This window comes from Streptomyces sp. EDA2-14 (genome assembly GCF_054963755.1).
Genome location: NZ_JBUEGE010000005.1, coordinates 284,070 through 309,255, shown reverse-complemented (window position 1 = coordinate 309,255; position 25,186 = coordinate 284,070). Strand labels below are relative to the sequence as shown.

25 protein-coding genes and 2 pseudogenes are annotated in these 25,186 nt (G+C 71.0%); 16 read left to right on the top strand and 11 right to left on the bottom strand.

All coding sequences use genetic code 11. The annotated features are described in order from the left end of the window. The first annotated feature begins 68 nt into the window (after positions 1-68). The 6 genes and pseudogenes from ACY34M_RS16945 to ACY34M_RS16920 all read left to right on the top strand — a co-directional run. Positions 69-713 carry a non-oxidative hydroxyarylic acid decarboxylases subunit B gene (locus tag ACY34M_RS16945; RefSeq protein ID WP_462716930.1) on the top strand — a complete coding sequence of 215 codons (645 nt, stop codon included), beginning with the start codon at positions 69-71 and terminating at the stop codon, positions 711-713. Further along, complete coding sequence (locus tag ACY34M_RS16940) at positions 703-2,130, top strand: non-oxidative hydroxyarylic acid decarboxylases subunit C (protein ID WP_462716931.1); 1,428 nt, start codon at positions 703-705, stop codon at positions 2,128-2,130. The genes ACY34M_RS16945 and ACY34M_RS16940 overlap by 11 nt, the downstream gene beginning before the upstream one ends. Before the next feature lie 65 nt (positions 2,131-2,195). Continuing rightward, on the top strand, positions 2,196-2,444 hold the full coding sequence (locus ACY34M_RS16935; RefSeq protein WP_462716932.1) for a non-oxidative hydroxyarylic acid decarboxylases subunit D: 249 nt from the start codon (positions 2,196-2,198) through the stop codon (positions 2,442-2,444). Positions 2,445-2,496: 52 nt separating this feature from the next. Further along, on the top strand, positions 2,497-3,177 hold the full coding sequence (locus ACY34M_RS16930; RefSeq protein WP_462716933.1) for a HEAT repeat domain-containing protein: 681 nt from the start codon (positions 2,497-2,499) through the stop codon (positions 3,175-3,177). Further along, a pseudogene (locus ACY34M_RS16925) lies at positions 3,171-3,974 on the top strand (HEAT repeat domain-containing protein); the annotation flags it as partial. The gene ACY34M_RS16930 and the pseudogene ACY34M_RS16925, both read left to right, overlap by 7 nt. A 516-nt stretch (positions 3,975-4,490) precedes the next feature. Next, positions 4,491-4,697 (top strand): annotated as a pseudogene (locus tag ACY34M_RS16920) (MerR family transcriptional regulator); the annotation flags it as partial. 9 nt (positions 4,698-4,706) lie between these two features. Here the strand turns inward: ACY34M_RS16920 and ACY34M_RS16915 are convergent. Next, positions 4,707-5,135 carry a DUF3592 domain-containing protein gene (locus ACY34M_RS16915; protein WP_462716934.1) on the bottom strand — a complete coding sequence of 143 codons (429 nt, stop codon included), beginning with the start codon at positions 5,133-5,135 and terminating at the stop codon, positions 4,707-4,709. Between the two features lie 194 nt (positions 5,136-5,329). Between ACY34M_RS16915 and ACY34M_RS16910 the strand changes: the two genes are divergently transcribed. Continuing rightward, a complete protein-coding gene (locus ACY34M_RS16910; protein ID WP_462716935.1) occupies positions 5,330-5,749 on the top strand; it encodes a TOBE domain-containing protein in 420 nt (139 codons plus the stop codon). A gap of 26 nt (positions 5,750-5,775) precedes the next feature. On the opposite strand, the gene ACY34M_RS16905 is transcribed toward ACY34M_RS16910, so the two are convergent. From ACY34M_RS16905 to ACY34M_RS16895, 3 genes are read right to left on the bottom strand one after another with little or no spacing between them, the layout of a single operon-like run. Then, a complete protein-coding gene (locus tag ACY34M_RS16905) occupies positions 5,776-6,699 on the bottom strand; it encodes a glycine betaine ABC transporter substrate-binding protein (RefSeq protein WP_462716936.1) in 924 nt (307 codons plus the stop codon). A gap of 17 nt (positions 6,700-6,716) precedes the next feature. After that, complete coding sequence (locus tag ACY34M_RS16900) at positions 6,717-7,640, bottom strand: ABC transporter permease (protein ID WP_462716937.1); 924 nt, start codon at positions 7,638-7,640, stop codon at positions 6,717-6,719. Further along, positions 7,624-8,829, bottom strand: a complete 1,206-nt coding sequence (locus ACY34M_RS16895; protein ID WP_462716938.1) for a quaternary amine ABC transporter ATP-binding protein — start codon at positions 8,827-8,829, stop codon at positions 7,624-7,626. The genes ACY34M_RS16900 and ACY34M_RS16895 overlap by 17 nt, the downstream gene beginning before the upstream one ends. A 202-nt stretch (positions 8,830-9,031) precedes the next feature. On the opposite strand from ACY34M_RS16895, the gene ACY34M_RS16890 reads away from it, so the two are divergent. The 5 genes from ACY34M_RS16890 (at position 9,032) to ACY34M_RS16870 (ending at position 15,234) form a co-directional block, all read left to right on the top strand. Next, a complete protein-coding gene (locus ACY34M_RS16890; RefSeq protein WP_462716939.1) occupies positions 9,032-9,835 on the top strand; it encodes an IclR family transcriptional regulator in 804 nt (267 codons plus the stop codon). 67 nt (positions 9,836-9,902) lie between these two features. Next, entirely contained in the window at positions 9,903-10,685 is a 783-nt protein-coding gene (locus tag ACY34M_RS16885; RefSeq protein WP_462716940.1) for an IclR family transcriptional regulator, read from the top strand. A 160-nt stretch (positions 10,686-10,845) separates the two neighbouring features. Further along, positions 10,846-12,906 (top strand): oxidoreductase, encoded by a 2,061-nt coding sequence (locus ACY34M_RS16880; protein WP_462716941.1) that lies wholly within the window; start codon positions 10,846-10,848, stop codon positions 12,904-12,906. Between the two features lie 19 nt (positions 12,907-12,925). After that, a complete protein-coding gene (locus ACY34M_RS16875; RefSeq protein WP_462716942.1) occupies positions 12,926-14,197 on the top strand; it encodes an aromatic ring-hydroxylating oxygenase subunit alpha in 1,272 nt (423 codons plus the stop codon). Continuing rightward, complete coding sequence (locus ACY34M_RS16870) at positions 14,194-15,234, top strand: FAD-binding oxidoreductase (protein ID WP_462716943.1); 1,041 nt, start codon at positions 14,194-14,196, stop codon at positions 15,232-15,234. The genes ACY34M_RS16875 and ACY34M_RS16870 overlap by 4 nt, the downstream gene beginning before the upstream one ends. 24 nt (positions 15,235-15,258) lie before the next feature. Here ACY34M_RS16870 and ACY34M_RS16865 read toward each other — a convergent pair whose 3' ends face one another. Beyond that, positions 15,259-15,633 (bottom strand): cupin domain-containing protein, encoded by a 375-nt coding sequence (locus tag ACY34M_RS16865; RefSeq protein ID WP_462716944.1) that lies wholly within the window; start codon positions 15,631-15,633, stop codon positions 15,259-15,261. A gap of 82 nt (positions 15,634-15,715) precedes the next feature. Here ACY34M_RS16865 and ACY34M_RS16860 point away from each other — a divergent pair, with 82 nt between their 5' ends. Further along, the gene (locus ACY34M_RS16860) at positions 15,716-16,189 is read left to right on the top strand and encodes a MarR family winged helix-turn-helix transcriptional regulator (RefSeq protein ID WP_462716945.1); all 474 of its coding nucleotides are present in this window, start codon (positions 15,716-15,718) and stop codon (positions 16,187-16,189) included. Positions 16,190-16,239: 50 nt separating this feature from the next. Here ACY34M_RS16860 and ACY34M_RS16855 read toward each other — a convergent pair whose 3' ends face one another. The 4 genes from ACY34M_RS16855 to ACY34M_RS16840 are packed head-to-tail and all read right to left on the bottom strand — an operon-like array spanning position 16,240 to position 20,388. Next, positions 16,240-17,715 carry a sialate:H+ symport family MFS transporter gene (locus ACY34M_RS16855; RefSeq protein ID WP_462716946.1) on the bottom strand — a complete coding sequence of 492 codons (1,476 nt, stop codon included), beginning with the start codon at positions 17,713-17,715 and terminating at the stop codon, positions 16,240-16,242. Positions 17,716-17,774: 59 nt separating this feature from the next. Then, positions 17,775-18,482, bottom strand: coding sequence for an N-acetylmannosamine-6-phosphate 2-epimerase (locus tag ACY34M_RS16850; protein WP_462716947.1), 708 nt, complete (start codon positions 18,480-18,482; stop codon positions 17,775-17,777). Further along, on the bottom strand, positions 18,482-19,432 hold the full coding sequence (locus ACY34M_RS16845) for an ROK family protein (protein ID WP_462716948.1): 951 nt from the start codon (positions 19,430-19,432) through the stop codon (positions 18,482-18,484). The genes ACY34M_RS16850 and ACY34M_RS16845 overlap by 1 nt, the downstream gene beginning before the upstream one ends. Further along, positions 19,429-20,388 carry a dihydrodipicolinate synthase family protein gene (locus ACY34M_RS16840; protein WP_462716949.1) on the bottom strand — a complete coding sequence of 320 codons (960 nt, stop codon included), beginning with the start codon at positions 20,386-20,388 and terminating at the stop codon, positions 19,429-19,431. Before ACY34M_RS16840 ends, ACY34M_RS16845 begins: the two co-directional genes overlap by 4 nt. Before the next feature lie 221 nt (positions 20,389-20,609). Between ACY34M_RS16840 and ACY34M_RS16835 the strand changes: the two genes are divergently transcribed. After that, a complete protein-coding gene (locus ACY34M_RS16835; RefSeq protein WP_462716950.1) occupies positions 20,610-21,293 on the top strand; it encodes a FadR/GntR family transcriptional regulator in 684 nt (227 codons plus the stop codon). A gap of 119 nt (positions 21,294-21,412) precedes the next feature. Continuing rightward, a complete protein-coding gene (locus ACY34M_RS16830) occupies positions 21,413-22,114 on the top strand; it encodes a DUF4232 domain-containing protein (RefSeq protein WP_462716951.1) in 702 nt (233 codons plus the stop codon). On the opposite strand, the gene ACY34M_RS16825 is transcribed toward ACY34M_RS16830, so the two are convergent. Both ACY34M_RS16825 and ACY34M_RS16820 read right to left on the bottom strand, forming a co-directional pair. Next, a complete protein-coding gene (locus ACY34M_RS16825; protein WP_462716952.1) occupies positions 22,107-22,868 on the bottom strand; it encodes an alpha/beta fold hydrolase in 762 nt (253 codons plus the stop codon). The genes ACY34M_RS16830 and ACY34M_RS16825 overlap by 8 nt on opposite strands. A gap of 54 nt (positions 22,869-22,922) precedes the next feature. Further along, positions 22,923-23,630: a sigma-70 family RNA polymerase sigma factor gene (locus tag ACY34M_RS16820; RefSeq protein WP_462716953.1), complete on the bottom strand. Its 708-nt coding sequence runs from the start codon at positions 23,628-23,630 to the stop codon at positions 22,923-22,925. A gap of 519 nt (positions 23,631-24,149) precedes the next feature. Here ACY34M_RS16820 and ACY34M_RS16815 point away from each other — a divergent pair. Continuing rightward, positions 24,150-25,148, top strand: a complete 999-nt coding sequence (locus ACY34M_RS16815; protein ID WP_462716954.1) for a MerR family transcriptional regulator — start codon at positions 24,150-24,152, stop codon at positions 25,146-25,148. Positions 25,149-25,186 lie beyond the last annotated feature (38 nt).

Below are 25,186 nucleotides of genomic sequence, written 5' to 3'. Positions count from 1 at the left end.
TACCGCTGCCGCCCCCGTCCCGCCGCCTAGCGTGAAAGCACAGGTCAGCGACGTGTGAGGAGGATCCTGTGCGATTGGTCGTGGGGATGACCGGGGCGACGGGTGCTCCGTTCGGTGTCCGGTTGCTGGAGTGTCTGCGCGAGCTGCCGGACGTGGAGACACATCTTGTGCTCTCCCGCTGGGCGCGCACCACGATCGAGCTGGAGACGGGACTCTCCGTCGCGGAGGTGTCCGCGCTCGCCGATGTCAGCCATCACCCCGACGACCAGGGCGCCACCATCTCCTCCGGCTCGTTCCGCACCGACGGCATGGTCATCGTGCCGTGCTCGATGAAGACCCTCGCCGGCATCAGCGCCGGGTACGCCGACGGTCTCGTGGCCCGGGCCGCCGACGTCGTCCTCAAGGAGCGCCGCAAGCTCGTCCTCGTCCCGCGCGAGACACCGCTGAGCGAGATCCATCTGCGGAACATGCTCGAACTCTCCCGCATGGGCGTGCAGTTGGTGCCGCCCATGCCCGCCTTCTACAACAACCCGCGGACGATCGACGACATCGTCGACCACATCGTGGCCCGCGTCCTCGACCAGTTCGACCTGCCCGCCCCGGCCGCCGAGCGCTGGGCCGGCATGCGCGCCGCCCGTGCCGCCCGCACCGCCCGCGCGGCGGTCGACTCCGCAACGCCCGTACAGAATTCAGGAGTTACCCATGCCCTATGACGACCTGCGCAGCTTCCTCGGCACCCTGGAGAAGGAGGGCCAGCTGCTGCGCATCTCCGACGAGGTGCTGCCCGAGCCGGATCTCGCGGCCGCCGCCAACGCGACGGGCCGCATCGGCGAGAACGCGCCCGCCCTCTGGTTCGACAACGTCAAGGGCTTCACCGACGCCCGGATCGCGCTGAACGTGCACGGCTCCTGGGCCAACCACGCCCTCGCCCTCGGACTCCCGAAGAACACCCCCGTCAAGGAGCAGGTCGAGGAATTCGCACGGCGCTGGGACGCCTTCCCCGTCGCGCCCGAACGCCGCGAGGACGCGCCGTGGCGCGAGAACACCCTGGAGGGCGGTGACGTCGACCTGTTCTCCGTCCTTCCGCTGTTCCGCCTCAACGACGGCGACGGCGGCTTCTACCTCGACAAGGCCGCCGTCGTCTCCCGCGACCCGGAGGACCCGGACAACTTCGGCAAGCAGAACGTCGGCACGTACCGCATCGAGGTCATCGGGCGCGACCGCCTCGCCTTCCAGCCCGTCCCCATGCACGACGTCGCCCAGCACCTGCGCAAGGCCGAGGAGGTCGGCGAGGACCTCCCCATCGCCATCACCCTCGGCAACGACCCCGTGATGGCGATCGTCGCCGGCATGCCGATGGCGTACGACCAGAGCGAGTACGAGATGGCGGGCGCGCTGCGCGGGGCGCCCGCCCCGATCGCCACCGCGCCGCTCACCGGCTTCGACGTGCCGTGGGGCAGCGAGGTCGTCATCGAGGGTGTCATCGAGTCGCGCAAGCGGCAGATCGAGGGCCCCTTCGGTGAGTTCACCGGTCACTACTCGGGCGGCCGCCGGATGCCCGTCATCCGCGTCGACCGCGTCTCGTACCGCACGAACCCGGTCTTCGAGTCCCTCTACCTCGGCATGCCGTGGACCGAGTGCGACTATCTCGTAGGCCCCAACACCTGTGTGCCGCTGCTCAAGCAGCTGCGCGCCGAGTTCCCCGAGGTGCAGGCCGTCAACGCCATGTACACGCACGGCCTGATGGTGGTCATCTCGACGAAGAAGCGGTACGGAGGCTTCGCCAAGGCCGTCGGTATGCGCGCGATGACGACGCCGCACGGACTCGGGTACGTGGCCCAGGTGATCGTCGTCGACGAGGACGTGGACCCGTTCAACCTGCCGCAGGTGATGTGGGCGATGTCGGCGAAGGTCAACCCGAAGGACGACGTCGTCGTCATCCCGAACCTGTCCGTCCTCGAACTCGCGCCCGCCGCCCAGCCCGCGGGCATCACCAGCAAGATGATCATCGACGCGACGACGCCGGTGGCACCCGACGTCCGCGGCAACTTCTCCACGCCGGCCAAGGACCTGCCCGAGACGGCCGCATGGGCGACGCGCCTCCAGGACCTGATCGCCGCCCGCCACTGACCCGTACGCCCCTGCCCCCGTACGTGCCTGCCCCCGTACGTGCCTGCCTAGAAAGGCCAACTCTCATGAACGAAAAGCTGGTTGAGGGCGCCGAGTGCCCTCGCTGCCCCGCCGACACCGTCACCCACCTCGCCACGTCCCCCGTCCCCGGAGTGTGGGACGTCCTCCAGTGCACCGAGTGCCTCTACACCTGGCGCACGATCGAGCCCGACCGCCGCACCCGGCGTGACGCCTACCCCGAGGCCTTCAAGCTCACGGAGGCCGACATCGAGAACGCCATAGAGGTTCCGGCGGTTCCGCCGCTGCGCGTTTGACCTTGACACGGTGACAAGGTCTTCACTGCTTGCCGAGGAGGTGGTCCCGATCATGATCACTGGGCAGGACACGGAGACCTTGCGCGCACTGCGGGGGCTGGCGGACAAGAACGCGTCCGTACGGCTGCGGGCCGCGTTGGAGGTCGGCTCGGCGCCGGACGCACGGTTCGTCGGCACGCTCGTCGAACGGTGCGCGGTCGAGCCCGAGTTCTTCGTGCGCGACATGCTGACCTGGGCGCTCACCCGGCACCCGGCGGCCCTGACGCTCCCCGCACTGCAGGGCGAGGTGCGCTCGGGGCGGCCGCAGGCACGGAGCCAGGCGCTGCACACGCTCTCCAAGATCGGGGACCGCGGTGCCTGGCCGGTGATCACGCGGGAGCTGCTCACGGACCCCGACGACGAGGTGGCCCGCAGTGCCTGGCGGGCCGCCGTCGTGCTCGTACCCGACGAGGAGCGGAAGGGCACCTTGGCCGAGGTACTCGCGACGCAGCTCGGTCGCGGCGGACGCGAGACACAGCTCAGCCTGGGCCGCGCCCTGGTCGACCTCGGCGACGTCGCGACGCCCGCGCTGCGCACCGCGGCGACCGCCCCAGACCCGGACGTACGCGCACACGCGCTCGCCACGCAACGGGTGCTGCGCGACCCGGACACCGGGTTCGGCTTCGCGATCGAGGAGGCCAAGCGCGTCGTGGCGCTGGGCGGTGCTCCCGTGGTGGACGATGAAGTGTGCTGATCGGTGAGGTGGCGCGGAGGTCCGGGGTCAGTGCCCGCATGCTCCGGCATTACGAGTCGCTGGGCCTGGTGCGGCCTTCGGAACGCACGGGCTCCGGCTATCGGGAGTACTCGGGCGACGACATCCGGCGGATCTTCCACATCGAGAGCCTGCGTTCGCTGGGGCTCTCGCTGCGCGAGATCGGGCGGGCGCTCGACGAACCGGGCTTCACGCCCGCGGCGCTCGTCGGCGATCTGATCCGGCAGACGCGCGAACGCATCGCGGCCGAGACCGAGTTGCTGACGCGGCTGAACCGGATCGACGCCGCGGACCCCGCCGGCTGGGAGGACGTCCTCCAGGTGGTCGCGCTGCTGCAGGCGCTGAGCTCGAAGAGCGCGGACGCCCGCCAACGCGCGGCCCTCTCCCCGCCCGATCAGGGCCCGGTACCGGTGGAGGCACTGGTGGAGGCGGTGCTGTCCGAGACGGACACGAACGTGGCCGGAGCCCTCCGCTGGGCGCTGGTGCGCTCGGGCGACGACAGCGTTCCCCTGCTGACGCGGGCGCTGGACTCGCCGGAAGCCCCCGTCCGCGAACGCGCCGCCCAATGCCTCGCCGAACTTCCCGGCCCCGACGCCACCGCAGAACTCCGCCACGCCCTGGACCACCCCGACCCCGCGGTCCGTGCCAGGGCCGCCGTGGCCCTCGGAAACCGCGGAGCACCCGACGCGGTACCGGAGTTGATCGACATGATCGCGTCCGGCCACAACGACACGGACGCGGCGGACGCGTTGAGCGCGCTGGCGAACGGGTCCGCCTCCGAGAGTGATCCGATGTCGGCGAACGGGTCCGCCTCCGAGAGTGATCCGATGTCGGCGAACGGGTCCGCCTTCGCGAATGCTTCGATGTCGGCGAACGGGTCCGCCTTCGCGAGTGACCCGATGTCGGCGAGCGGCTCCGAGACGGCGAGCGAGCCCGCCTCCGCTGGCGGGCCCCGGTCCGCCGGCGGGCCCCGGTCCGCGGGTGATGCCGTGTACGCGGGGGAGCCCCTGTCCGTGAGCGGCTCTGCGTCTGCGGGGGAGCCCGGTCCCGACAGCGACTCTTCGTCTGCGAGTGGTTCCGCGTCAGCGGGCCTCGCCGCTTCCGCGCGTGAGCCCCGTTCGGCTCGAGACCCCGCGTCCGCGAGCCGCTCCTCGTCCGGGAGGGACTCGGCCTCCACAGGCGGATCCGCGTCCGGGAGGGGAGCCGTGTCAGCGAGTGATTCCGCTTCGGCGGCCGACTGCCCGTCGGCGGGCCACTCCGCGCCCGCAAGCGACTCCCCCTCCGCCGACGGCCCCGCGGCTGCGGAGCGCATTGCCGCAGGGATCGTCGAACGGCTCGCCCGCCCCACGACCGAAGCCCCCGCCCGTGGGCGGCTTACTCAGGCGCTTGCGGGGATTCCGGGGGTGACGGCGGAGCGGGCGCTTGTCCAGTTGGTGGGGGATGAGGATCGCGCGGTGGCGTTGACGGCCACGTATCTGCTTCGGCTGCGCGAGGGGCGCTGACCCGGGCGGTCAACGGCCCGTGGCGAGCAGCCAGATTCCGATGCCCGTGAACAGGGCGCCGCCCACGAGCAGCGACGTGAACTCCGCGACCCGTCGTGCGGCGAGGTCGATGCGTGCGTCCTTGGGGCTGTCGGGCAGGTAGCGGACCGGGGCCGCGCCGCCCACGGGCAGCCCCTTGACCCCGGACGAACCGGCCTGGAACGTGTGCCGGCCGCCCCGCGTGTCGACGAATTCGACCACTGCGAAGTGGACGGGCCCGCCACCCTGTCTTCCGGCGTCGCTCCTGTGGTGACGGACCACCAGGCCCTTGGTACGTATCCCGTCGCGCTGGATCCGGTACTGGACCACGGCCTCACGGACGCCGAACCCGAAGACGGCGACACCCGCCACGAGACACATCGCCACCCACACCGTCGTCTCCCTCGCCGTGCCGTGCACGCCCCCTTGGGCATCGCCTGTCCCAGGGGGGACGAAAGATCAAGCAGGCGTGGTTCCGCTTACGGTCACCCCGTTGCCGCGCCACCCCTGGTACCTGCGACACGCTCGGAACCGGCAACGCCGATCAAGACTACGGTGAGCCGTACAGAATGCCGGAGAACCGGCATTTCGGCCCATCCCAGTGAGGCGTTCCCATGAGCCTGAGTATTCGCAACCAGATCCCCGGCACCGTCACCGCGGTCACCGCCGGCGAGGCCATGGCATCGGTCAAGGTCCGTCTCGACGGCGGTCAGCACCTCACATCGGCCATCACGGTGGACGCCGTGAAGGAACTCGGCATCGCCGAGGGCTCCGCCGTGAACGCGCTGGTCAAGTCCACGGAGGTGTCGCTCGCGACGGGCGCGGTGGACGGTCTTTCCATCCGCAACCGGCTGCCCGGCACCGTACGCGACATCGCCGAGGGCGCCGCGATGGCCTCGGTGAAGGTCACGGTCGAGGGTGGCGAACTGACCGCCGCCATCACCAAGGAGGCCGTCGCCGACCTCGGACTGACGGCCGGCACCCCGGTCACCGCGCTGATCAAGGCGACCGAGGTGTCACTCGCCACCGGCTGAACCCGATTCCCCGAAAGACTCCGAGGTCACTTCAGCCAGCTGTCCACCAACTGCTTGTTGCCCGCGATCCACTCCTTCGCCGCGGCCTGCTCGTTCCCTGTGCCCTTCTTCTGGAGGAGGAGTTCGAGGCTGCCCAGCTGCTGGCTCGTCAGATGGAAGTTCTTGAGCCAGCCCGCGACCTTCGGGTTCGCCTTCGAGTAGCCCTTGGAGGCGACGATCTGCACCTGGTCGGGCTTGCCGTAGGCCTTCTTGGTGTCCTTGAGGACCTTCAGCGGCATCTTGGTGTACGCCCAGTGCGGCCGCCACAGCGTGACCACGACCGGCTTCTTGTTGTTGATCGACTTCTGCAGCGCGGAGAGCATGGCGGACGTGCTGGACTCGGCCAGCTCGTACTCGTTCTTGAGGCCGTAGTCCGGGAGCACGTTGGACCGGGTCAGGCGCATCAGGCCGGAGCCCGCCTCGATGCCGACGATCTTGCCGCCGAACTCACCGGACTTCCCCTTGAGGTCCTCGATGGTGTTGACGTCCTTGACGTACTTGGGAACGGTCAGGTTGAGGTCGGCGGGCTCGTACCAGGTGCCGACCTTCTCCATCTTGGGGCCGAGCTTCTTCCAGTAGTTCGCGTGGGTGACCGGCAGCCAGGCGTCCAGATAGACGTCGACCTGCTTGTTGGCGATACCGGTGTAGGTGCTGGCGACGTCGAGGTCGCGGGTCTCGACCTTGTACCCCTTGTCCTCCAGGATCTGCTTCCACAGGAAGGTCGCCGAGACCCCCTCGTCCCACCCGGCGACGTAGGCCAGCTTGACCGTCTTCGAGCCGCTGCTGTCGTCGTCCGAGCCTCCCTCGACCGACGAGGTGTTTCCACTGCACGCGGCGGTGGCGAGCAGGGTGAGCGCGGCGGCGGTACTGCCGAAGAGGTAGGTGGTACGGCGGCGTCGATTGCGGATCATGGCTGGTTCTCCTGTCGTCACGCGGAAACCGGAGTGGTGGAGGGGGCGGGGGAGGGCGACTTCTCCGCGTCGGCGCCCGCGGGCGTGCCCGTACGCCTGCGGAGCGAGCGGCGCCGGCCGCGGGGCGCCGCGAGGGCGCTCGTGACGCGGTCGAGGAAGATCGCGAGGAAGACCACGGCGAGTCCGCCCTGGAAGCCGATCCCGATGTCGAGCTGGCTGATGCCGCGTACGACGACGGTGCCCAGGCCTGCCGCGCCGACCATGCCGGCGATGACGACCATGGACAGTGCGAGCATGATGACCTGGTTGATGCCGGCCATGATCGAGGGCAGGGCCAGCGGGAGTTGGACGCCGCGCAGGATCTGGCCCGGCCGTGCGCCGAAGGCGTGCGCGGCTTCGACGACTTCTTTGTCGACCTGCCGGATGCCCAGTTCGGTGAGGCGTACGGCGGGTGCGACGGCGAAGGCGATGGTGGCGACGACGCCGGGGACGAGCCCGATGCCGAAGAAGAAGACGGCCGGGATCAGGTAGACGAACACCGGCAGCGTCTGCAGGAAGTCCAGAACCGGCCGGACCAGGGCGCTGGTCAGCGGGCTGCGGGCCGCCCAGATGCCGATCGGCACCCCGATGACCACCGCGAAGACCGACGCGACCACGACGACGGCGAGCGTCTGCATCGCCGCGGTCCACAGCCCCATGCCCTGGATCAGCAGGAACGAGGCCAGGGTGAACGCGGCGAAGAGCCAGCCGCGGGCGAAGTACGCGAGGACCGTGAACACCACGATGATGACGAGCATGTGCGGCGCGGTCAGCACGAACAGGACCGCGTTGACGAGGGACGTCATCACGGACGTGACGGCGTCGAAGAGACCGCCGAGATTCTCGGTCAGCCAGTCCACGGCCTTGCTGACCGGGGTGCCGAGGTCAACGCTGAACAGCATCGGCCACCTCCTCCTGTGCGCTGCCTGGATCTTCAGAACGTCCCTGTCCCTGAGCCGAGTTGGGCGACTTCGGGACGGACAGGGCGGTGAGCAGGGCCGCGCGGGGGAGTACGCCGAGCAGCCGCCCGTCGTCGTCGGTCACGGCCAGCGGCACGGAGTACCGGCCGGCATCCGCGAACAGGTCGACGAGCAGCGTGTCGGGACCGGCCCGCCCGTACGTGTCCATCAGGCATTCGGGGCTGTCGCCCAGGGAGGCGTGCCCCGCGTCGGCGGCCCGTGCGATCGCGTCGTCGTGGGCCACGCCGACGATGAGCCCGGCGTCGTCGAGGACATAGACGGCGCCGGCCTCGATGTCCGCCAGGGTGCGCAGGACGTCGCGCGGATCGTCGCCGACGCGGGCCGTCGTCAGCGGTTGACGCATCACGGTACGGGCGGTCAGGACGCGGGAGCGGTCGACGTCGGAGACGAAGTCGCGGACGTAGGCGTCGGCGGGGGAGTCGAGGATGTCGCCCGCGGTGCCGAGCTGGACGACGCCGCCGTCGCGCATGACCATGATCCGGTCGCCGAGCCGCATCGCCTCGTTGAGGTCGTGCGTGACGAAGACGATGGTGCGGCGCAGGTCCCTCTGAAGGCCAAGAAGCAGGTCCTGCATGTCCCGACGGATCAGCGGGTCCAGCGCGCTGAACGGCTCGTCCATGAGCATGACTTCGGCGTCCGTGGCGAGCGCGCGGGCCAGGCCGACGCGCTGGCGCATGCCGCCGGAGAGCGCGCTGGGGTAGGAGTCGGCCCACTCGGCGAGGCCGACGGTGCGCAGCGCCCAGTCGGACCGCTCCTGCCGCTCGGCGGCGGTGCCGCCGCGCAGCCGGATGCCGTACGCGGCGTTCTCGCGGACCGTACGGTGCGGGAAGAGCGCGAAGTGCTGAAAGATCATGTTGACCTTGCGGTTGCGCAGCTCGCGCAGTTCCGCGTGGTCCATCGCCAGCAAGTCCCGCCCGTCCACGCTCAGTTCGCCCGACGTCGGCTCGACGAGCCGGTTGAGCATCCGGAGCAAGGTCGACTTCCCGGACCCGGACAGGCCCATGACGACGAAGAGTTCGCCGGGTTCCACGGTGAAGGACACGTCGCGCACCGCGTGCACCGTGTTGTCGTCGGTCTCGAAGACCTTGTTGAGTCGTGCAGCTTCTATCACCGTGCCCCACCTCCAGGGGTCCGCGCGGGGCGGTTGGAACAAGTCCGGGCTGGTGTTTCGCATTGCGCAACAGATGTGCAGTACGGTGTGACGATGCCGTTGGTCGCGACGGCACGTCAAGGCTCTTGCATCCGGGCAATCGCGAATTAACGTCTACGGTCGGCGAGTTGGGCCGCCGAGGCGGAGAGCTGGGGGTGCTGTGGTGACGACCGGCAGCCGGGGGCGAGAGCGTGACCGTGCCGTCCAGTCCGTCGACCGCGCGGTGTCGGTGCTGCAGATCCTGGCCGTCCGAGGACCGTGCGGCGTCACCGAGATCGCCGCTCAGCTCGGTGTGCACAAGACGACCGTCTTCCGGTTGCTCGCCACCCTGGAGGGGCGCGGCCTGGTCGAACAGGGCGCGGGCCGGGGCCGGTACCGCATCGGCCACCCGCTCACCGAACTCGCCGCGGCGGCCGCGAAGAACACCGACCTGTTCCTCGTCGGCCGCCCCGTCTGTCAGGAGCTGGCGCTGTCCGCCGGCGAGTCCGTGAGCGTCTCCGTCCGCGAGGGCCGCGACGTGGTCACCGTCGGACAGGTCGCCGGGGAGGCGTCGATCGCCAGCGTCGACTGGGTCGGCAGGCGCTGCCCGCTGCACGCCACCGCCGCGGGCAAGATCTTCCTCGCCCACCCGGCCCCCGACCGGCACGGCCGGCTGCCCGCGGAGCTGCCGCGCGGGAAACGCCTGGAGCGGTACACCGCCCGGACCATCACCCGCAGGGCGCATCTCGCGAAGGATCTCGCCACGGTGCGCGAGCGGGGCTACGCCGTCTCGTCGGAGGAGTACGAGATCGGTCTGGTCGCCCTCGCCGCACCCGTCCGCGCCCTCGACGACACGGTCGTCGCCGCCGTGACCCTCGCCGGGCCCGCCTTCCGGATCCGCGAGGACACCGCCCCCGCCCTGGCCGGGCAGCTCGTGGCGGCGGCCGCGCGGATCTCCTGGCGGCGGGGTCAGGTCAAGCGGGGCTGAGCCCGCGGAGCCGCCCCGCCGCGACGGCGACCGGTGTGCGCAGGCACTTCCTGGATAGGCTCCCCGTATGAGCAGCAAAGGTCGTGCGCGGGACACGTCGGTCCAGTCGGTGGACCGTGCGGTGTCGATCCTCCAAGTTCTGGCCGTGCAGGGGCCGTCCGGCGTCACCGAGATCGCCGAGTCCCTCGGGATCCACAAGTCGACCGTCTTCCGGCTGCTGGCGACGCTCGAGTCGCGCGGCCTCGTCGAGCAGGACAGCGAGCGCGGCCGCTACCGCATCGGCTACACGGTGGTCGAGCTGGCGGGCGGGGCGACCAAGGGCAACGACCTCTCGCTGCTGAGCCGCCCGGTCTGCCAGGAGCTGGCCGCGGCCGTCGGCGAGACCGTGAACGTGGCGGTCTACGACGGCGAGGCCGTCATCAGCATCGACCAGGTGCTCGGCAATGCGGCGATCACCAGCATCGACTGGGTCGGCAAGCGCACGCCCCTGCACGCCACGTCGGCGGGCAAGGTCTTCCTCGCCCACATGCCGCAGGCGGAGGCGGCTGAGATCCTCGAGCAGCCGCTGGAGGAGTACACGCCGCACACGATCACGGACTCGGCGCTGCTGAAGGAGCAGCTGCAGAACGTCCGGGAGCTGGGGTACGGCGCCATCAGCGAGGAGCTGGAGATCGGGCTCGCCTCGCTGTCCGCCCCCATCAGGTCGCTGAACGGCGAGGTCGTCGCCACCGTGACCGTGTCCGGTCCGACGTTCCGGATCAACGACCACACCATCTCCGGGCTGGCCGAACAGCTGGTGGCGGCGGGCGAGAAGATCTCCTGGCGCAAGGGCTACATCCGGCGCGGCTGATTACGCAGCGGTAGGGGTTGACGCCGCAGCCACGCGCGCCGCACATTTGTCTCGCATCGCGTATGAGTTTCGTATCGCGAAACAGGGCGTGTCGACGTCGTCGTCACGTGGATCTCACACGTACGGGCCACAGAGCTTCCCTGCCTTCCTTGGAGCTGTCGTGCGCGCACCGAACACGAACCTGGACCCCCTGCTCCAGCCCTTCCGGTTGAAGCACCTCACCTTGCGCAACCGAGTGGTCAGCACGTCCCACGAGCCCGCCTTCGGCGAGGACGGACTGCCCAAGGACCGCTACCGCGCCTACCACTTGGAGAAGGCCCGCGGCGGCGTCGGCCTCACGATGATCGGCGGTTCGGCGGTCGTCTCCCCGGACAGCCCGCCCTCGTTCGGCAATCTGCTGCTCTACCGCGACGAGATCGTGCCGTGGCTGCGCCGCCTCGCCGACGACGTGCACGAGGCGGGCGCGGCCGTCATGTGCCAGGTCACCCATCTCGGGCGCCGCACCAGCAACTACACGGGGGACTGGCTGCCGGTCGTGGCCGCCTCCCCGCTGCGCGAGCCGGCCCACCGCGCGTTCCCCAAGACCGCGGAGGACTGGGACCTGGACCGCATCGTCGCCGACTACGCGGCCGCGGCGGCGCGCTGCAAGGAGGGCGGCCTGGACGGCATCGAGCTGCAGTCCTACGGCCACTTCTTCGACGGCTTCCTCTCCCCGGCGACCAACCATCGCGACGACGCGTACGGCGGCGACCTGGAGCACCGTACGGCCTTCCCGCGCCGGGTGATCCGCGCGGTGCGCGAGGCCGTCGGACCCGAGTTCGTCGTCGGCATCCGCATGGCCCTGGACGAGGCCCTCCCCGGCGGCCTCACCTTCGACGAAGGACTCGCCGCCGCCGAGCAGTTCAGCGCCGACGGCATCGACTTCGTCAGCGCCATCCGCGGCACCATCGAGTCCGACGCCTCGCTCTCCCGGACCATCCCCTCCATGGGGACCCCGCTCGGCCCGTTCCTCGACTTCACCGGCGAGATACGCCGCCGACTCGACATCCCCGTCATGCACGCCGCCCGCATCGCCGACCCCGCCACCGCCCGGCATGCCCTGCGCGAAGGGCTCCTCGACCTCGTCGGCATGACCCGGGCGCAGATCGCCGACCCGCACCTCGTCGCCAAGATCACCGCAGGGGACGAGGACCGCATCCGCCCCTGCGTCGGGGCGAGTTACTGCCTCGACGCGATCTACGACTCCGGGGACACCAAGTGCGTCCACAACCCGGCCACCGGCCGCGAACTCCAGATCCCGCACACCGTTCCGACCTCAACGGGACCACGCCGCAGGGCCGTTGTCGTCGGCGCGGGGCCCGCGGGACTCGAGGCCGCCCGCGTCCTCGGCGAGCGCGGCCACGACGTCGTGCTGTTCGAGGCCGGTGACCAGGCGGGCGGGCAGATCCGGCTCGCCGCGCAGAACCCCCGCCGCCACGACCTGCTCGGCATCGTCGACTGGCGGATCGCCGAGTGCAAGCACCTCGGCGTCGACCTGCGCCTCGGCACGTACGCCGAGGCGGCGGACGTGCTCGCCGAACACCCCGACCTCGTGCTCGTCGCCACCGGCGGACTGCCCAACCGCACCTTCCTCACCGCGGGGGAGGGGCTCGTCGCGGACACCTGGGACGTGATGTCCGGCTCCCTGCGCCCGCGCCCCGGCAGCGAGGTCCTGGTCTACGACGACCACGGCGGCTACCCGGCCATGGACGCCGCCGAACTCCTCGCCACACACGGCGTCCGCCTGGAGTACGTGACACCGGAACGCACCCTCGCGCCCGACGTCGGCAGCATGAACTCACCGGCGTACCTGCGGGCGTTCACGGAGCACGACGTCACCGTCACGCTCGCCCGGCGGCTGCGCTCCGCGCGCCGGAGCGGCGCCGGACGACTCGTGGCGACCCTGTTCAGCGAGTACACCGGCACCGAGACCGAACGCGTCGTGGACCACGTCGTCGTCGAGCACGGCACCCTCCCCAACGACGAGCTGTACACCGACCTGCTGCCCGACTCGCGCAACCTCGGCGAGGTCGACCACCGGGCCCTCCTCGCCCGCGAGCAGCAGACCGTCGTCCGCAACGCGGCGGGCCGCTACCAGCTGTTCCGCATAGGGGACGCGGTCACCAGCCGCAACATTCACGCCGCCGTGTACGACGCGCTGCGCCTGTGCCTGCCCGTCTGACGAGCCTCGGAGAGACACCATGACCGTTCACGCCTCCGACACCGCCCGCTCCGGCACCGACCCCGCCGAACTCGTCGCCCGCCGCTCCCTCGGCCACAGCCTCGAAGCCCCCTTCTACACCAGCGAATTGTTCTACGACCTCGATGTGGACGCCGTCTTCGCCCGCAGCTGGATCTTCGTGGCGGCGGAGGCGGAACTCCCCGAACCGGGCGACTACATCACCGTCACCGTCGGCCGGTACTCCGTCATCGTCGTCCGCGACGACGACGAGGAGGTCCGCGCCTTCCACAACGTGTGCCGCCACCGGGGCGCCCGCATCCTCAACGACGAGCGCGGCTCGGTCGGCAACATCGTCTGCGGCTACCACCACTGGACGTACGGCGTCGACGGCACCTTGCTGCACGCCGAATCGCAGCCACCGGACTTCGACCGCTCCTGCTTCGCCCTGCGCTCCGTCCACGTCCGCGCGGTCGCCGGGCTCGTGTTCCTCTCCCTCGCCGCCGAACCCCCTGCCGACTTCGACGAGTTCGCCTCCCGTGTCGAGCCCTACCTCGCGCCGCACAACCTGGCCCGCGCCAAGGTGGCACGGCAGATCGACCTCGTCGAGCACGGCAACTGGAAGCTCACGATGGAGAACAACCGGGAGTGCTACCACTGCGCGGGCCACCCCGAGCTCCAGCGCTGCTACTTCCCGCTCTACAACTTCACCGAGGACGAGGTGCCGCCGGGCATGCGGGCCACCTTCGAGCGCTTCCAGAAGGCCGACGCCGAGGCACGGGCCACATACGAGTCACTGGGCCTGCCCCATGCCACCATCGAGGAACTCGACACACGCCCCACCGGGTTCCGCATCCAGCGCGAACCGCTCGACCTCGCTGGGGAGTCCTTCACCCCCGACGGCAAGGCAGCCGTACGGCGGTTGCTCGCCGACTTCCCGACGGCCCGGCTCGGCCACCTCGGCCTCCACCTGCAGCCCAACGCCTGGTTCCACTTCTCGGCCGACCACGCGGTCCTGTTCTCCGTCGTCCCGCTCGCGGCCGACCGCACCCTGGTGCGCACCACGTGGCTCGTGCACGCGGACGCCGAGGAGGGCATCGACTACGACCTCGACACCCTGACCGGGGTCTGGGCCGCCACCAACGAACAGGACGCGGTCTTCGTCGCCAGGGCCCAACGGGGCATCGGCAGCCCCGCGTACGTACCGGGTCCCTACAGCCCGACCGAATCCCAGGTCGAGGACTTCGTGAACTGGTACATCACCCGGCTCAAGGCGCACCTGGAGGGACCGTGACGACAGCGACACTGACGGCGGCGGGAGCACCGCCCGCCTGGTCCGACGGCCTGCTGGTGTGCCAGCAGGTCCATGATGTGACGGCGGACGTGAAGACCTTCGTCCTCGCCCCCACCGAACCCCGTCTCTTCCGGCACGACCCCGGCCAGTTCCTCACCCTCTGCCTCGACATCGAGGGCGCGCCGGTCGAGCGCTGCTACACCATCTCCTCGGCTCCCACCCGCCCCGACCTCGCCACCATCACGGTCAAACGCGTCCCCGGCGGGACGGTGTCGAACTGGCTCCACGACCACCTGGCGCCCGGCGGCACGGTGTGGGCGCGCGGCCCGCTCGGGCGGTTCACGGTCAACCAGCACCCGGCCGCCAAGTACCTGTTCCTGTCGGCGGGCAGTGGTGTCACCCCGCTGATGTCGATGACCCGCACGCTGTACGACCTGGCCCACCCCGTGGACGTCGTCCTCGTGCACAGCGCCCGCACCTTCGACGACATCATCTTCCGCCAGGAACTCGACTTCATCACGGCCGTCGCCCCCAACTTCCGCGTGCGACACGTCCTCGACGACCACGGCGAGCAGCTCAACGCGCGGGTGCTGCGGGCCGTGGCCCCCGACTTCACGGAACGGGAGGTGTTCACGTGCGGCCCCGCCGGCTACATGGCGGCGGTCCGCGCCATGCTCACCTCGGAGGGCTTCGACCTGGCCCACCACCACGAGGAGAGCTTCACCTTCGAGACGCCGGTGGCGGCCGAGCCGGATTCCGGCACCGGACCCGGCACCGGCTACAAGGTCCAACTGGCCCGCAGCGGGCGCACCATCGAGTGCGACGCCGAGACACCGGTCCTGGCAGCGGCCGCACGCGAGGGCATCACCCTCCCCGCCTCATGCGCCCGGGGCGTGTGCGGCACCTGCAAGACCACGCTCCTGTCCGGCGAGGTCGACATGCGTCACGCGGGCGGTATCCGCCCCCGTGAGATCGCCAACAACAAGATCCTGCTGTGCTGTTCGACTCCGCGAGACGACCTGGTCGTCGACGCCTGACCGGCACTCCGAACGGCCCGCCTCTCACTCGGCCCACGGCAGCGGGATCCTGTCCTCGCTGCCGGGCATCATCGCCTTGCCGCCGACCGGCATGGCGACCAGTGCCTCCGCCGCGCCGCCCACCGCCGTCAACTGCCGCACCGCGCCAGCGGGCAGCACGACGGCCTGACCTGCCCCCGCCCGATCGGTCCTGCCCTCGATCTCGACCCTGAACTCGCCCGAGAGCGGCATCCATACCTGCTCACGGTCGATGATGTGCACCGGCGTACTCGCGCCGGCGCCCAGCTCCACCCGCCACGTGCTGACTTCGGTGCTGCCCTGACTCGGGGCCGCGAGGCCGACCATAGAACCGGCGGGCGTCCTGGTCGTCCGCTGTTCGCTCCCACTGATCACGCTCATGATTCCTCCTGCTCCCGGCATGTAAAGTGACTTTACTCGCCGTGAGTAAAGCCACTTTATTCATGTGTGTCAAGATGAGGACATGGAGACCCCGGACCCGCTCGAGCGCACCGAACTCACCTTCCTGCTCGGCATGGCCTTCCAGTTGGTGCTCACCGAGTTCGTGAGCCGCGTCGACGCCGCCGGATACGCGGACCTGCGCCCCGTGCACGGCCTCGTCTTCCAGGCGCTCAAGAACTCCGGTGCCACCAGCAGCGAACTCGCCGAGACCCTCGGGGTCACCAAACAGGCCGCCGGCCAGATCATCGACGACCTGGAGAAACGGGGGTACGTGGCACGCCAACCGCACCCCGCGGGCGGGCGCCGCAAGCTCGTCGTCCTGACCGACAAGGCCACGAAACACCTCGCCGTCGCCGGCGGGATCCTGCACGACCTGGAGGCGCAGTTGGCCGAGCGGCTCCGCGAGGCGGGCCGCGAGGTGCCGCGGGCCGAACTGGCCGCCATCATCCGCGCGTTCACCGGCGACGCGATTCCCCCGCTGCGCCCGGTGTGGTGACACCGGCCCGCGGGGGCGTCCGGGGCGCACGTCCCTGCGGGCGCTCGCCCTCAGGACCTGCCCGCCCCGTTCGGCTGCGGGGTGTCGGCCACCGGGGCCGGCGGTTCGGGAGCCAGGTGGTCGTGCGTCGCGTCCGGGTCGGTCAGGCGGTTGAGGCGGGCCGGGACGTCGAGGCCGACAAGGGCGACGACGATGATGGTGCCCGCGAAGGTGAGCACTGCGAGGGCCCGGCCCAGCGGCATTCCGTCGGCCAGGGAGGCGCCCAGGACCGGGGCCACGGCGCCGCCCAGCGCACCCACGTTGTACGTGAAGCCGAGCGCCGCCGCGCGGTTCGCCGTCGGGAAGTGGCCGCCGATGTAGCGCGGCAGCAGTCCGGAGATGCCGAAGCTGAGGCCCTGGAGGACGAAGAGGAGGGCGCCAAGGAGGAGCAGGTTGTCCTTGACCGCGAACACCGGGAAGACGAACACCATCGACGCGATCAACGTGAACGCGTATGCCTTCTTCGTGCCGATCCAGTCGCCGACGAAGCCGGCCAGCCAGCAGCCCGCCATCGTGCCGAAGCCCGCGAAGAACATCGCGTTGCTGACCTGGTCGGGGGAGTAGCCGAGGTCCGTCTTGAGGTACGTCGGCAGCAGTGCCTGGATCGGCCAGGTGTAGAGGAACGCGAAGAACACCGTCACGGTCATCGCCACGTACAGCGTCCAGTTGCGCCGCCCGCCGAGCTGCGCCGCCAGTGCGATCAGGCTGACACCCGCGACGACCGAGAGCACGGGCACGTACCCCGCCCCCACCGGGGTGAACACCGCGAACAGGGTGACCGTCGCGGCGACCGTGAGGACGAGGTTGGTGGTCGCCCGGGCCGGCGTCGCGAAGAGCGGGCGGAAGGGGTTGGGCTTCGTCGCCTTCTGCTCGACCGTCTCGCTCCACTCGGCCGCCTCCGGCAGCGCCCGGCGCAGCCACAGGGCGACGACGATCGGGATGATCCCGAGGTAGAACATCCACCGCCAGCCCAGCGCGGGCACCACCCACTTGTACACCTCGGCGGCCAGGACCGAGCCGACCGAGAAACCGGAGATCAGGAAGCCGCTCGCCCGGTTGCGCAGCCGCGCGGGCCAGCTCTCCATCGCGTACGTCGCGCTCGCGCTGTACTCACCGGCCATGCCCATGCCGATGGCGAGCCGGGCGACGAACAGGCTCGTGTAGTCCCAGGCGAAACCGCAGGCGAAGGTGCCGAGCGAGTACAGCAGGATGCTGACCACCATCGACAGCTTGCGCCCGTAGCGGTCGCCGAGGGCACCGAGCACGGCGCCGCCGATCCACCGGGTGATGAACGCGGCGGACACCAGGCTGGCGCCCTGCACCGTGCTCAGCCCGAAGTCGTCACTGATCTCCGTGAGGACGAGAGTGATCAGGACGAAGTCGAAGCCGTCCAGGACATAGCCGACCCAGGCGGCGAAGAACGACTTCCACTGGGTACCGGTCACCTCGCGGTACCAAGGGCGTGAGTCGTGGGTTGTGTTGCGCACGATGTCTCCAGTTTGTCGGACCGCCTCGGCGTTGAGCACGGGCCGCGGGCGGTGGCGTGTCAGCGCTTGGTGAGTCCTGCGACGAATTGACCGGTCAGTGCGGTGGGCGCGGTGATGGCTGTGCCGACGACGACACTGTGGGCGCCGCGGTCGAGCGCCCCGGCGGCCTCCCGCGGGGTGCGGATGCGGCCCTCGGCGACCACGGGGACGTCGAGGGCGGCGGCGAGCTCGGCCACGAGGTCGAGGTCGGGGCCGTCCTGCTTCGTGGAGCCGGGGACGTAGCCGGACAGGGTGGTGGACACCAGGTCGGCGCCCTCGGCCGCCGCGGCCACCCCCTCGGCGAGGGTGGCGACGTCGGCCATCACCCACGCGCCCGCCGCGTGCACGGCCTCGGCCGCCGCCGCGAACGTGCTGCCGTCGGGGCGCGGACGGTCCGTGGCGTCGATGGCGACGACATCGGCGCCGGCCTCGGCGACCGCCACGGCGTGCCGGACGGTCGGCGTGATGTAGACACCGGTGTCGCCGTCCTTCCACAGGCCGACCAGGGGAAGGTCGACGGCCGCGCGGATCGCGGCCACCACCTCGGGTTCGTTGGCGCGGATGCCCGCCGCGCCGCCCGCGACGGCGGACCGCGCGAGACGGACGAGGGTGTCGGTGTCCCGCATCGGGTCGCCGGGCGGGGCCTGGCAGGACACGATCAGCCGGCCGGCAAGGGCCTCGGTGAGGGCGGTGAGCGCCGTGGGGGAGGGGAGGTCGGGGGTGGTCATCAGTGGTTCTGCTTCCGCTTCTGTTGCTGTGTGCGGGGGTGGTGGAGGGGTGCGGTCGTGGTGAGCGCCGCCGCGCCGAGCACCGCTGCGTCGGCTCCGTGCCTGGGCGCCGACGGCCTCAAGTCCTCTAGCAGCGGCAGGAGTTCGCCCGTGAAGGCGCGGTCCAGTGCGTCCCGGTACAGGGGGCCGATCCGGGGCACGCCGCCCGCGACCACGACGCGGTCGGGGCCGAGCGCGTTGGCGAGGCCGCCGAGTGCGCGACCGGTCGCCGTGGCCCCGATGGTGATCGCGCGGATCGCGTCGGTGTCCCCGGCGGCCGCCCGTTCCGCGACGGTCTGCAGCCGGTCGACCCGGCTCCCGGAGAGCCGCTCGTACAGGGCCGTGATGCCGGGCCCCGAGGCGACGGCCTCCAGATGGCCCGTCGCGCCGCAGGTACACGGCAGCCCCGCGGCCTCGGAGCTGGGCAGATGCCCGAGGTGTCCGGCGACGCCCGCCACGCCGTGCAGCATCCGCCCGTTCGCGGCGACGGCGCCCCCGACCCCCGTGCCCACGGCGACGAACAGCAGCGTCGCGTCGTCGCCGAGCGCGGCGAGCTCGGGGCCCGCCGTGGCCCGTACGTCGTTGTCGCAGGCGACCGGGAGCCCGGTGCGCTCCGCGAGGCCGGCGCCGAGTGCGGTGCCCGCCCACCCGAGGATCGTGTCGGTCGAGGCGGTCACCATGCCGGTACGCGGGTCGACGACACCGGCCGCCGCGACACCCACGGCCCGCGCGCCGTGGTCGACGGCCCGCGCGGCCTCGCCGAGGGCGTCGAGCACGGCAACGGGCCCTTCGGTGGCGGGAGTCGGCCTCGTGTGCCGGTCGAGCACGGCCCCGTCCGGGCCCACCAGGGCGGCGTCGATCTTCGTGCCGCCCAGGTCGAGCCCGATGACGGGACCGGACGCGGTGCTCATCGGACCGGCGGGAGTCCGGCGGCCCGCAGGCGCACGGTGATGCGCTCGACGGACGCCTCGCCCAGTTGGATCTGCGGGAACGCGGTGTCGCCGTTGTCGATGACACCCAGCAGCCGCAGGGCGCCCTTGAAGGAACCGAGCGCCGACGAGCTGCGGCCCATGTCGCCCTCGGGCCCGACATCGACGATGCCGAAGAGCTCGACGAGCCGCTCCTGCTCCCTGGCGGCCAGATCCCAGTCACCGGCGCGGGCGGCCTCGTAGAGACGTACGTACGCGGCGGGGTCGACGTTGCCGATGCCCGGTACGACGCCGTCCACGCCTGCCAGCAGGGCGGCGTCCACGGTGAGTTCGGAGCCGGTGAGGACGCTGAAGTCGGGTGCGGGCCCGGACTCCCGGCCGTGCTTGCCGCCCAGCTCGACGATCAGCCGCCGCAGCCCGCCCTCGTCGCCGCTGCTGTCCTTGACGCCCGCCAGCGTGCCGTCCTGCGCCAGCTCAAGCAGCAGCGCGGCGGACAGCTTGCTGTGCACCGACACCGGCAGGTCGTACGCGAACAGCGGCAGGTCGACGCCCGCGCGGATCCGCCGGAAGTGCCGGGCGATCTCCAGCGGGTGGGTGCGCGTGTAGAACGGCGCGGTGGCCACGAGCCCGTCGGCGCCCAGCTCCGCCGCCTTCGCGGCGTGGTCGAGGACGCGCGGCGTGGTGGTGTCGATGACGCCGGCGAGCACCGGCACGCGACCGGCGGCGGCGCGGACGACCGTCGCCAGGGCCGTGGCGCGCTGCGCGTCGGTGAGGTAGGCGACCTCGCTCGTCGAGCCCAGCGCGAACAGTCCGTGCACACCCCCGTCGACAAGGTGCTCGACGAGCCGGGTCAGAGAGGCGGTGTCGACGTCGCCCTGCGCGTCGAGCGGCGTAACGACGGGCGGGACGACCCCGCGGAGGGGGCTGGTGAGAGGCATGGGTGCTGCTCCAGTGCTGCTGCGGAGGCGTGGCCTGCGAACGGCCACGAGGTAAGACGTAAGATGTCTTACGTCATGCGTCACCATAGACTCAGCGAGGCGCCGGAGGTCAAGAGCGTCGTGAGTCACACCCGGGATTCACGCCGGGAAGCAGCACCGGCAGACAGTGCCGGGAAGTACCGCCGGGCCGCCGGGCCCGGACCGATCGGAAGGAGGCGTCGGTGGCCCGCTCCACGCTGACCGCGGACGTGCAGGAACGCATCAAGCAGCTGATCCTGGAGCGTGGTCTCGCGCCGGGCAGTCCGCTGCCGCCCGAGGGTGAGCTGGCGGAGCTCTTCGACGTCAGCCGGGTCTCGCTGCGCGAGGCGCTCAAGGCACTGCAGGCCCTGCACGTCATCGAGATCCGGCGCGGCTCCGGCACCTTCGTCGGCTCGCTCTCCCTCGATCCGTTCGTCAAGGGCCTCGCGTTCCGTGCGGCGGTGCGGCACCGCAACGGGGAGCCGAGTCTGTACGAACTCATGCGGGTGCGCGAGGCGTTGGAGGCCGGACTGATCGAGAGCGTCGCGGCGTCCGTGCCCGCGGAGGACCTGGACACGCTGCGCGGGATCGTCGCGGACATGGAGAAGGAGGCCGAGACGGGGCGCGTCGCGCGGGCCACGGACCGGGCCTTCCATGTGGCGCTCTACCGCTCGCTCGACAACTACCTGCTCAGCGAGGTGCTCGACGCGTTCTGGGCGGCCATGGACCAGGTCCGTGACGACATCGGCGACAGCCATCAGGTGGGCGCGATCACCGCCGCCCACCACAAGGCGATCGTCGACGCCCTGGCCGCGGGCGACGGGCCCCGGGCGGCAACGGCGATGCGCACCCACTTCGACGGCATTCGGGAGCGGTTGGCTCCGTAAGCCGGTGTTACAGAACCCGGACGGTGTCAAGATCGGCCGAGGATGCGCCTCGCTTTAGGGTCAGGGGACAACGACCTGACCAGTCGTCGACCTGACCAGTCATCAACGGGGAGCCCACCATGTCCGCACGTCTGAAGAACCGTTCCAGCCGTATCGTCCTCGCCGCCGTGGCCGCGCTGTCCTTGTCCGCGGCCGCCACCGCGTGCTCCTCCGGAGGCACGGACAGCGCGAGCGCCGACCGGAGCGCGTCGTCCGACGCCAAGGCCGGCGCGAAGTCCGACGCGCAGGCCGCCGACGCGAAGACCGGCACGCAGAGCGCGGACGACGCGGGCAGCGGGGCGGGCGCCGGGACCGAGCAGAAGAACAGCGGCAGTGGCGCCAAGGCCTCCGGCACCGCCGGGAAGAAGAGCGAGGTCGGTCAGTCCTGCGGCACCAATGACCTGGACTTCACCGTCGGCGTCGAGTCGCAGGCGGGCGGCTACTACCTGCTGACCGCGAAGGCCAAGCCGGGCATCACCTGCTACCTGGAGGGCAAGACCGCCGCCGTCGCCTTCGGCTCCGCTGCCGACACGCACGCGTCCCCGGCCGAGCAGTCGGTGAGCGACACGATCAAGCTCTCCGGTTCCACGAAGGCCTACGCCGGGGTGAACCCCAAGACCGGCAACGACGACGGCGGCAAGGAGTTCGAGCAGATCATCGTCTCTGTCGGCGACACCGGTATCGACCCCGTCTCGCTGAAGCTCCCCGACACCGCGGTCGTCGACCAGCCCATCGCCACGAACTGGCACGCTGACGCCGCCGAGGCCGTCCCCTTCAGCTGAGGTCCCGCACGGTCTCGGCTCGGACGCCCACGCGGCGCTCGAGTTCCTCAAGGGACTCGAGCACGGCGGTGGGCGTCTCGTACATAGGGCTGTGCCCCGCGTCGACCACGCGCAGGCGGGCATCGGGAAGCGCGGCGGCCATGCCCCGCGCGACGTCGACGGTCCGTACGGGGTCGTGCCGGCCGTGCACGATCGAGACCGGCATCCGCAGGGACGGCAGCTCCGCGTTGAAGTCGGCGGCGTGCTGACTGCGCAGCATGTCCAGGGCTGCCTGGACGGGTGCCCCGCGCCCGTAGTCCAGCAGCCGTCGGCGGTCGTCGGCTGTCGGAGCCGTGCGGAAGGAACGCTCCAGCACCGCCTGCACCACGTCGGCGGTCCCGTCGCGCTCCATGGTCTCAATGAGCGCCGTGACGTCGCCGTGGGCGTGCATGTCCGGGCCTGTGTTGATCAGCATGAGCCCGCCCACGAGGTCCGGGCGGGTCAGCGCGAGGCGGAGCGCTATCGCGCCGCCGGTGGAATGGCCGATCAGCAGAGTCCGCGGCGGCCGGTCGACCGGGAGCGAGTCGGCGACCCACGCCGCCACGTCGTCGACGGTGCAGGCGGGGGCGTCCGTCATCCAGGAGGGCACGCGTACGTCGAAGCGGCCGTCGAGCAGGCCGCGGACCCGGTCGTAGATCAGCGGCGAGCAGAACGTCCCCGGGAGCGCCACCACGGTGCGTGTGCGGTCGGCGCCGTGACTCGTCTCGGGTTCCATGGCGACACTCTATGTGCGGGTGCGGCCGTTGAACCGGGCGGAAATGAAAGGGATTTACACCTCGTCCGTACCCAGGAGCTGGTCCCGCATCCGGAGCATCCCGCGGCGCGCGTGGCTCTTGACGGTGCCGAGCGGCCATCCCGTGAGTTCGGCGATCTGCGTCTGCGTCAGGTCGTCGTAGAACGTCAGCTCCAGTACGCGGCGCTGCGCCGCGGGCAGTCGCTGCAACTCGTGCGTGACGACCACCTGGTCGAGCACGCGCTGCACGTCCCTCTCCTGTGTCGGACGGCGCACCGAGAGCTGGGCGCCCGCCGCGCCGATCAGCTCGGTCCGCCGCGTCCGCGCGCCAAGGGTGTCGGCCACCTTGCGACGGGTGATCCCGACGAGCCAGCCGGCGAGCCGACCGCGCTGCGGATCGAAGTTCCGGCTGCCGCGCCACGCCGCGAGAAAGACCTGCTGGGTGACGTCCTCGGCCTCGCGTGCGTCGCCGAGCGAGCGGTAGGCGAGGGTGTGCACCAGGGTCGACCAGCGGCGGTAGATGGCCTCCAGTCCGGCTTCGTTCCCGCGGCGCAGTTCCGCTGCGAGTTCCTCGTCGGAAAGCTCCTCGTCGGGAGACTCCTCCACGGGGGAGAACTCCCGGTCGGACAGGTCTGTGTCGGAGTGCTCCTCGCCGGAGCGCACCCCGTCCTTGAGGCCGAGCCGCGTCGACCGGTTCCCCGTACCCGGTGCTGCGGCTTCCTTCGTAATCATGAGGACAGACATCGCCCGGTCCTTTCGCCGTTGGGTGGCGACATCACTCTCGTGACAAAAGGAGCCGGATACGACTTGCAACTTAGTTGCATCGATTTGCTTCAGAGTCTGCGTCGAATGTCCCGCCAAGTGGAGGCCGGCGGGCGTGCGAGCGAGGCGGGACCGGATCGCGCGGCCCGCGCCACGCGTACCAGGCGGCAGAGGGCCGAGAGGCAGACGGGGCAGTCGAGGATGTGATCCGTGTCGATGTTCCGTTCTTCGTGTCCCCACGTGTTTTCGGGCGGCCACGACTCCAGGCTCAGGGCCGCGAGTTCGAGGTCCTCCGGTGGTGGGTGCGGATCTCTTTGTGACGTGGTCATGGCACACCTCGCACTTTCGTCGGGCGGGGGAGCCGGGACGGTGCGGTGCTGTCCGGCGGCTTGTCCCCTTAGTTCCGCGCCGGTGGGGCGACCGGATGCGCAACCCCGCCGACAAAGGGGCGACGGCGTACGCGTGACTGGTGCATTGCTCCTGCATCGATATGGTGGATACATGGAGCGTCAGAAGGACGAGGAGCAGGCGGGGGCCACGGACGGGGCCGGAGTCACGTCGGGCACCGTGGCCCGGCGGCTCGGCGTGTCGCCCACCACGCTGCGCTCCTGGGACCGGCGCTACGGCCTCGGCCCGGCGCGCAGGAACGAAGGCCGCCACCGGCGCTGGTCGCCGGACGACGTCGCCATGCTGGAGGCGATGTGCCGGCTGACCGCGCAGGGCGTACCGCCGGGCGAGGCCGCGCGCCTCGCCAAAAGCGGTGCGAACCCCGCGGCGGCGTCCCTCTTCGACGAAACGCCGCCCGCCCCGGCCGCCGAAGGCAACGGAAACGTTCCGGACGCCGGGCACGACAGCCTCGACTCCGGCATGGTGCGGCCCGAGTGCCGCGGACTCGCCCGCGCCGCGATGCGGCTCGACGCCGACACCGTCGAGGAACGCCTCCACGGCTTCCTGCGCGAACACGGCGTCGTCGCCACATGGGAAGAACTCATGATGCCGACGCTGCACGCAGTCGGCCGCAAGTGGGAGGCCGCCGGCGACCGCTTCGTAGAGGTCGAGCACTTCCTGTCCTGGCACGTGTCCACGGCCCTGCGCTGCGCCCCCTACCTCGACAACCGCCGGGTCCCCCGACAGGGCACACCCGTCCTCCTGGCCTGCACCCCCGGCGAACAGCACACGCTTCCGCTGGAGGCGATGCACGCGGCGCTCGCCCTCGAAGGGCGGCCGGTGCGGATGCTGGGCGCGGCCGTGCCCGCAGACGCGCTGGCGGAGGCCGTGCGCCGCACCGGCCCGGCGGCGGTCATGCTCTGGTCCCAGACGCGCTCCTCGGCCGGCTCACCGCTCGCCGAGCACCTCCTGCGCGTGAGCTGGGGACAGAAGGGCGCGCGCCAGAAGCCGGTGGTCCAGCTCGCAGGACCCGGCTGGCGGGGCGCGACGGTCGCGGGCGCCGAGTATCCGCACACCCTCGCCGACGCGGTGAACGCACTGCGCGGACGCTGACACCGCACCCACGCCGTCCACGGCCCCGTACGGATGGC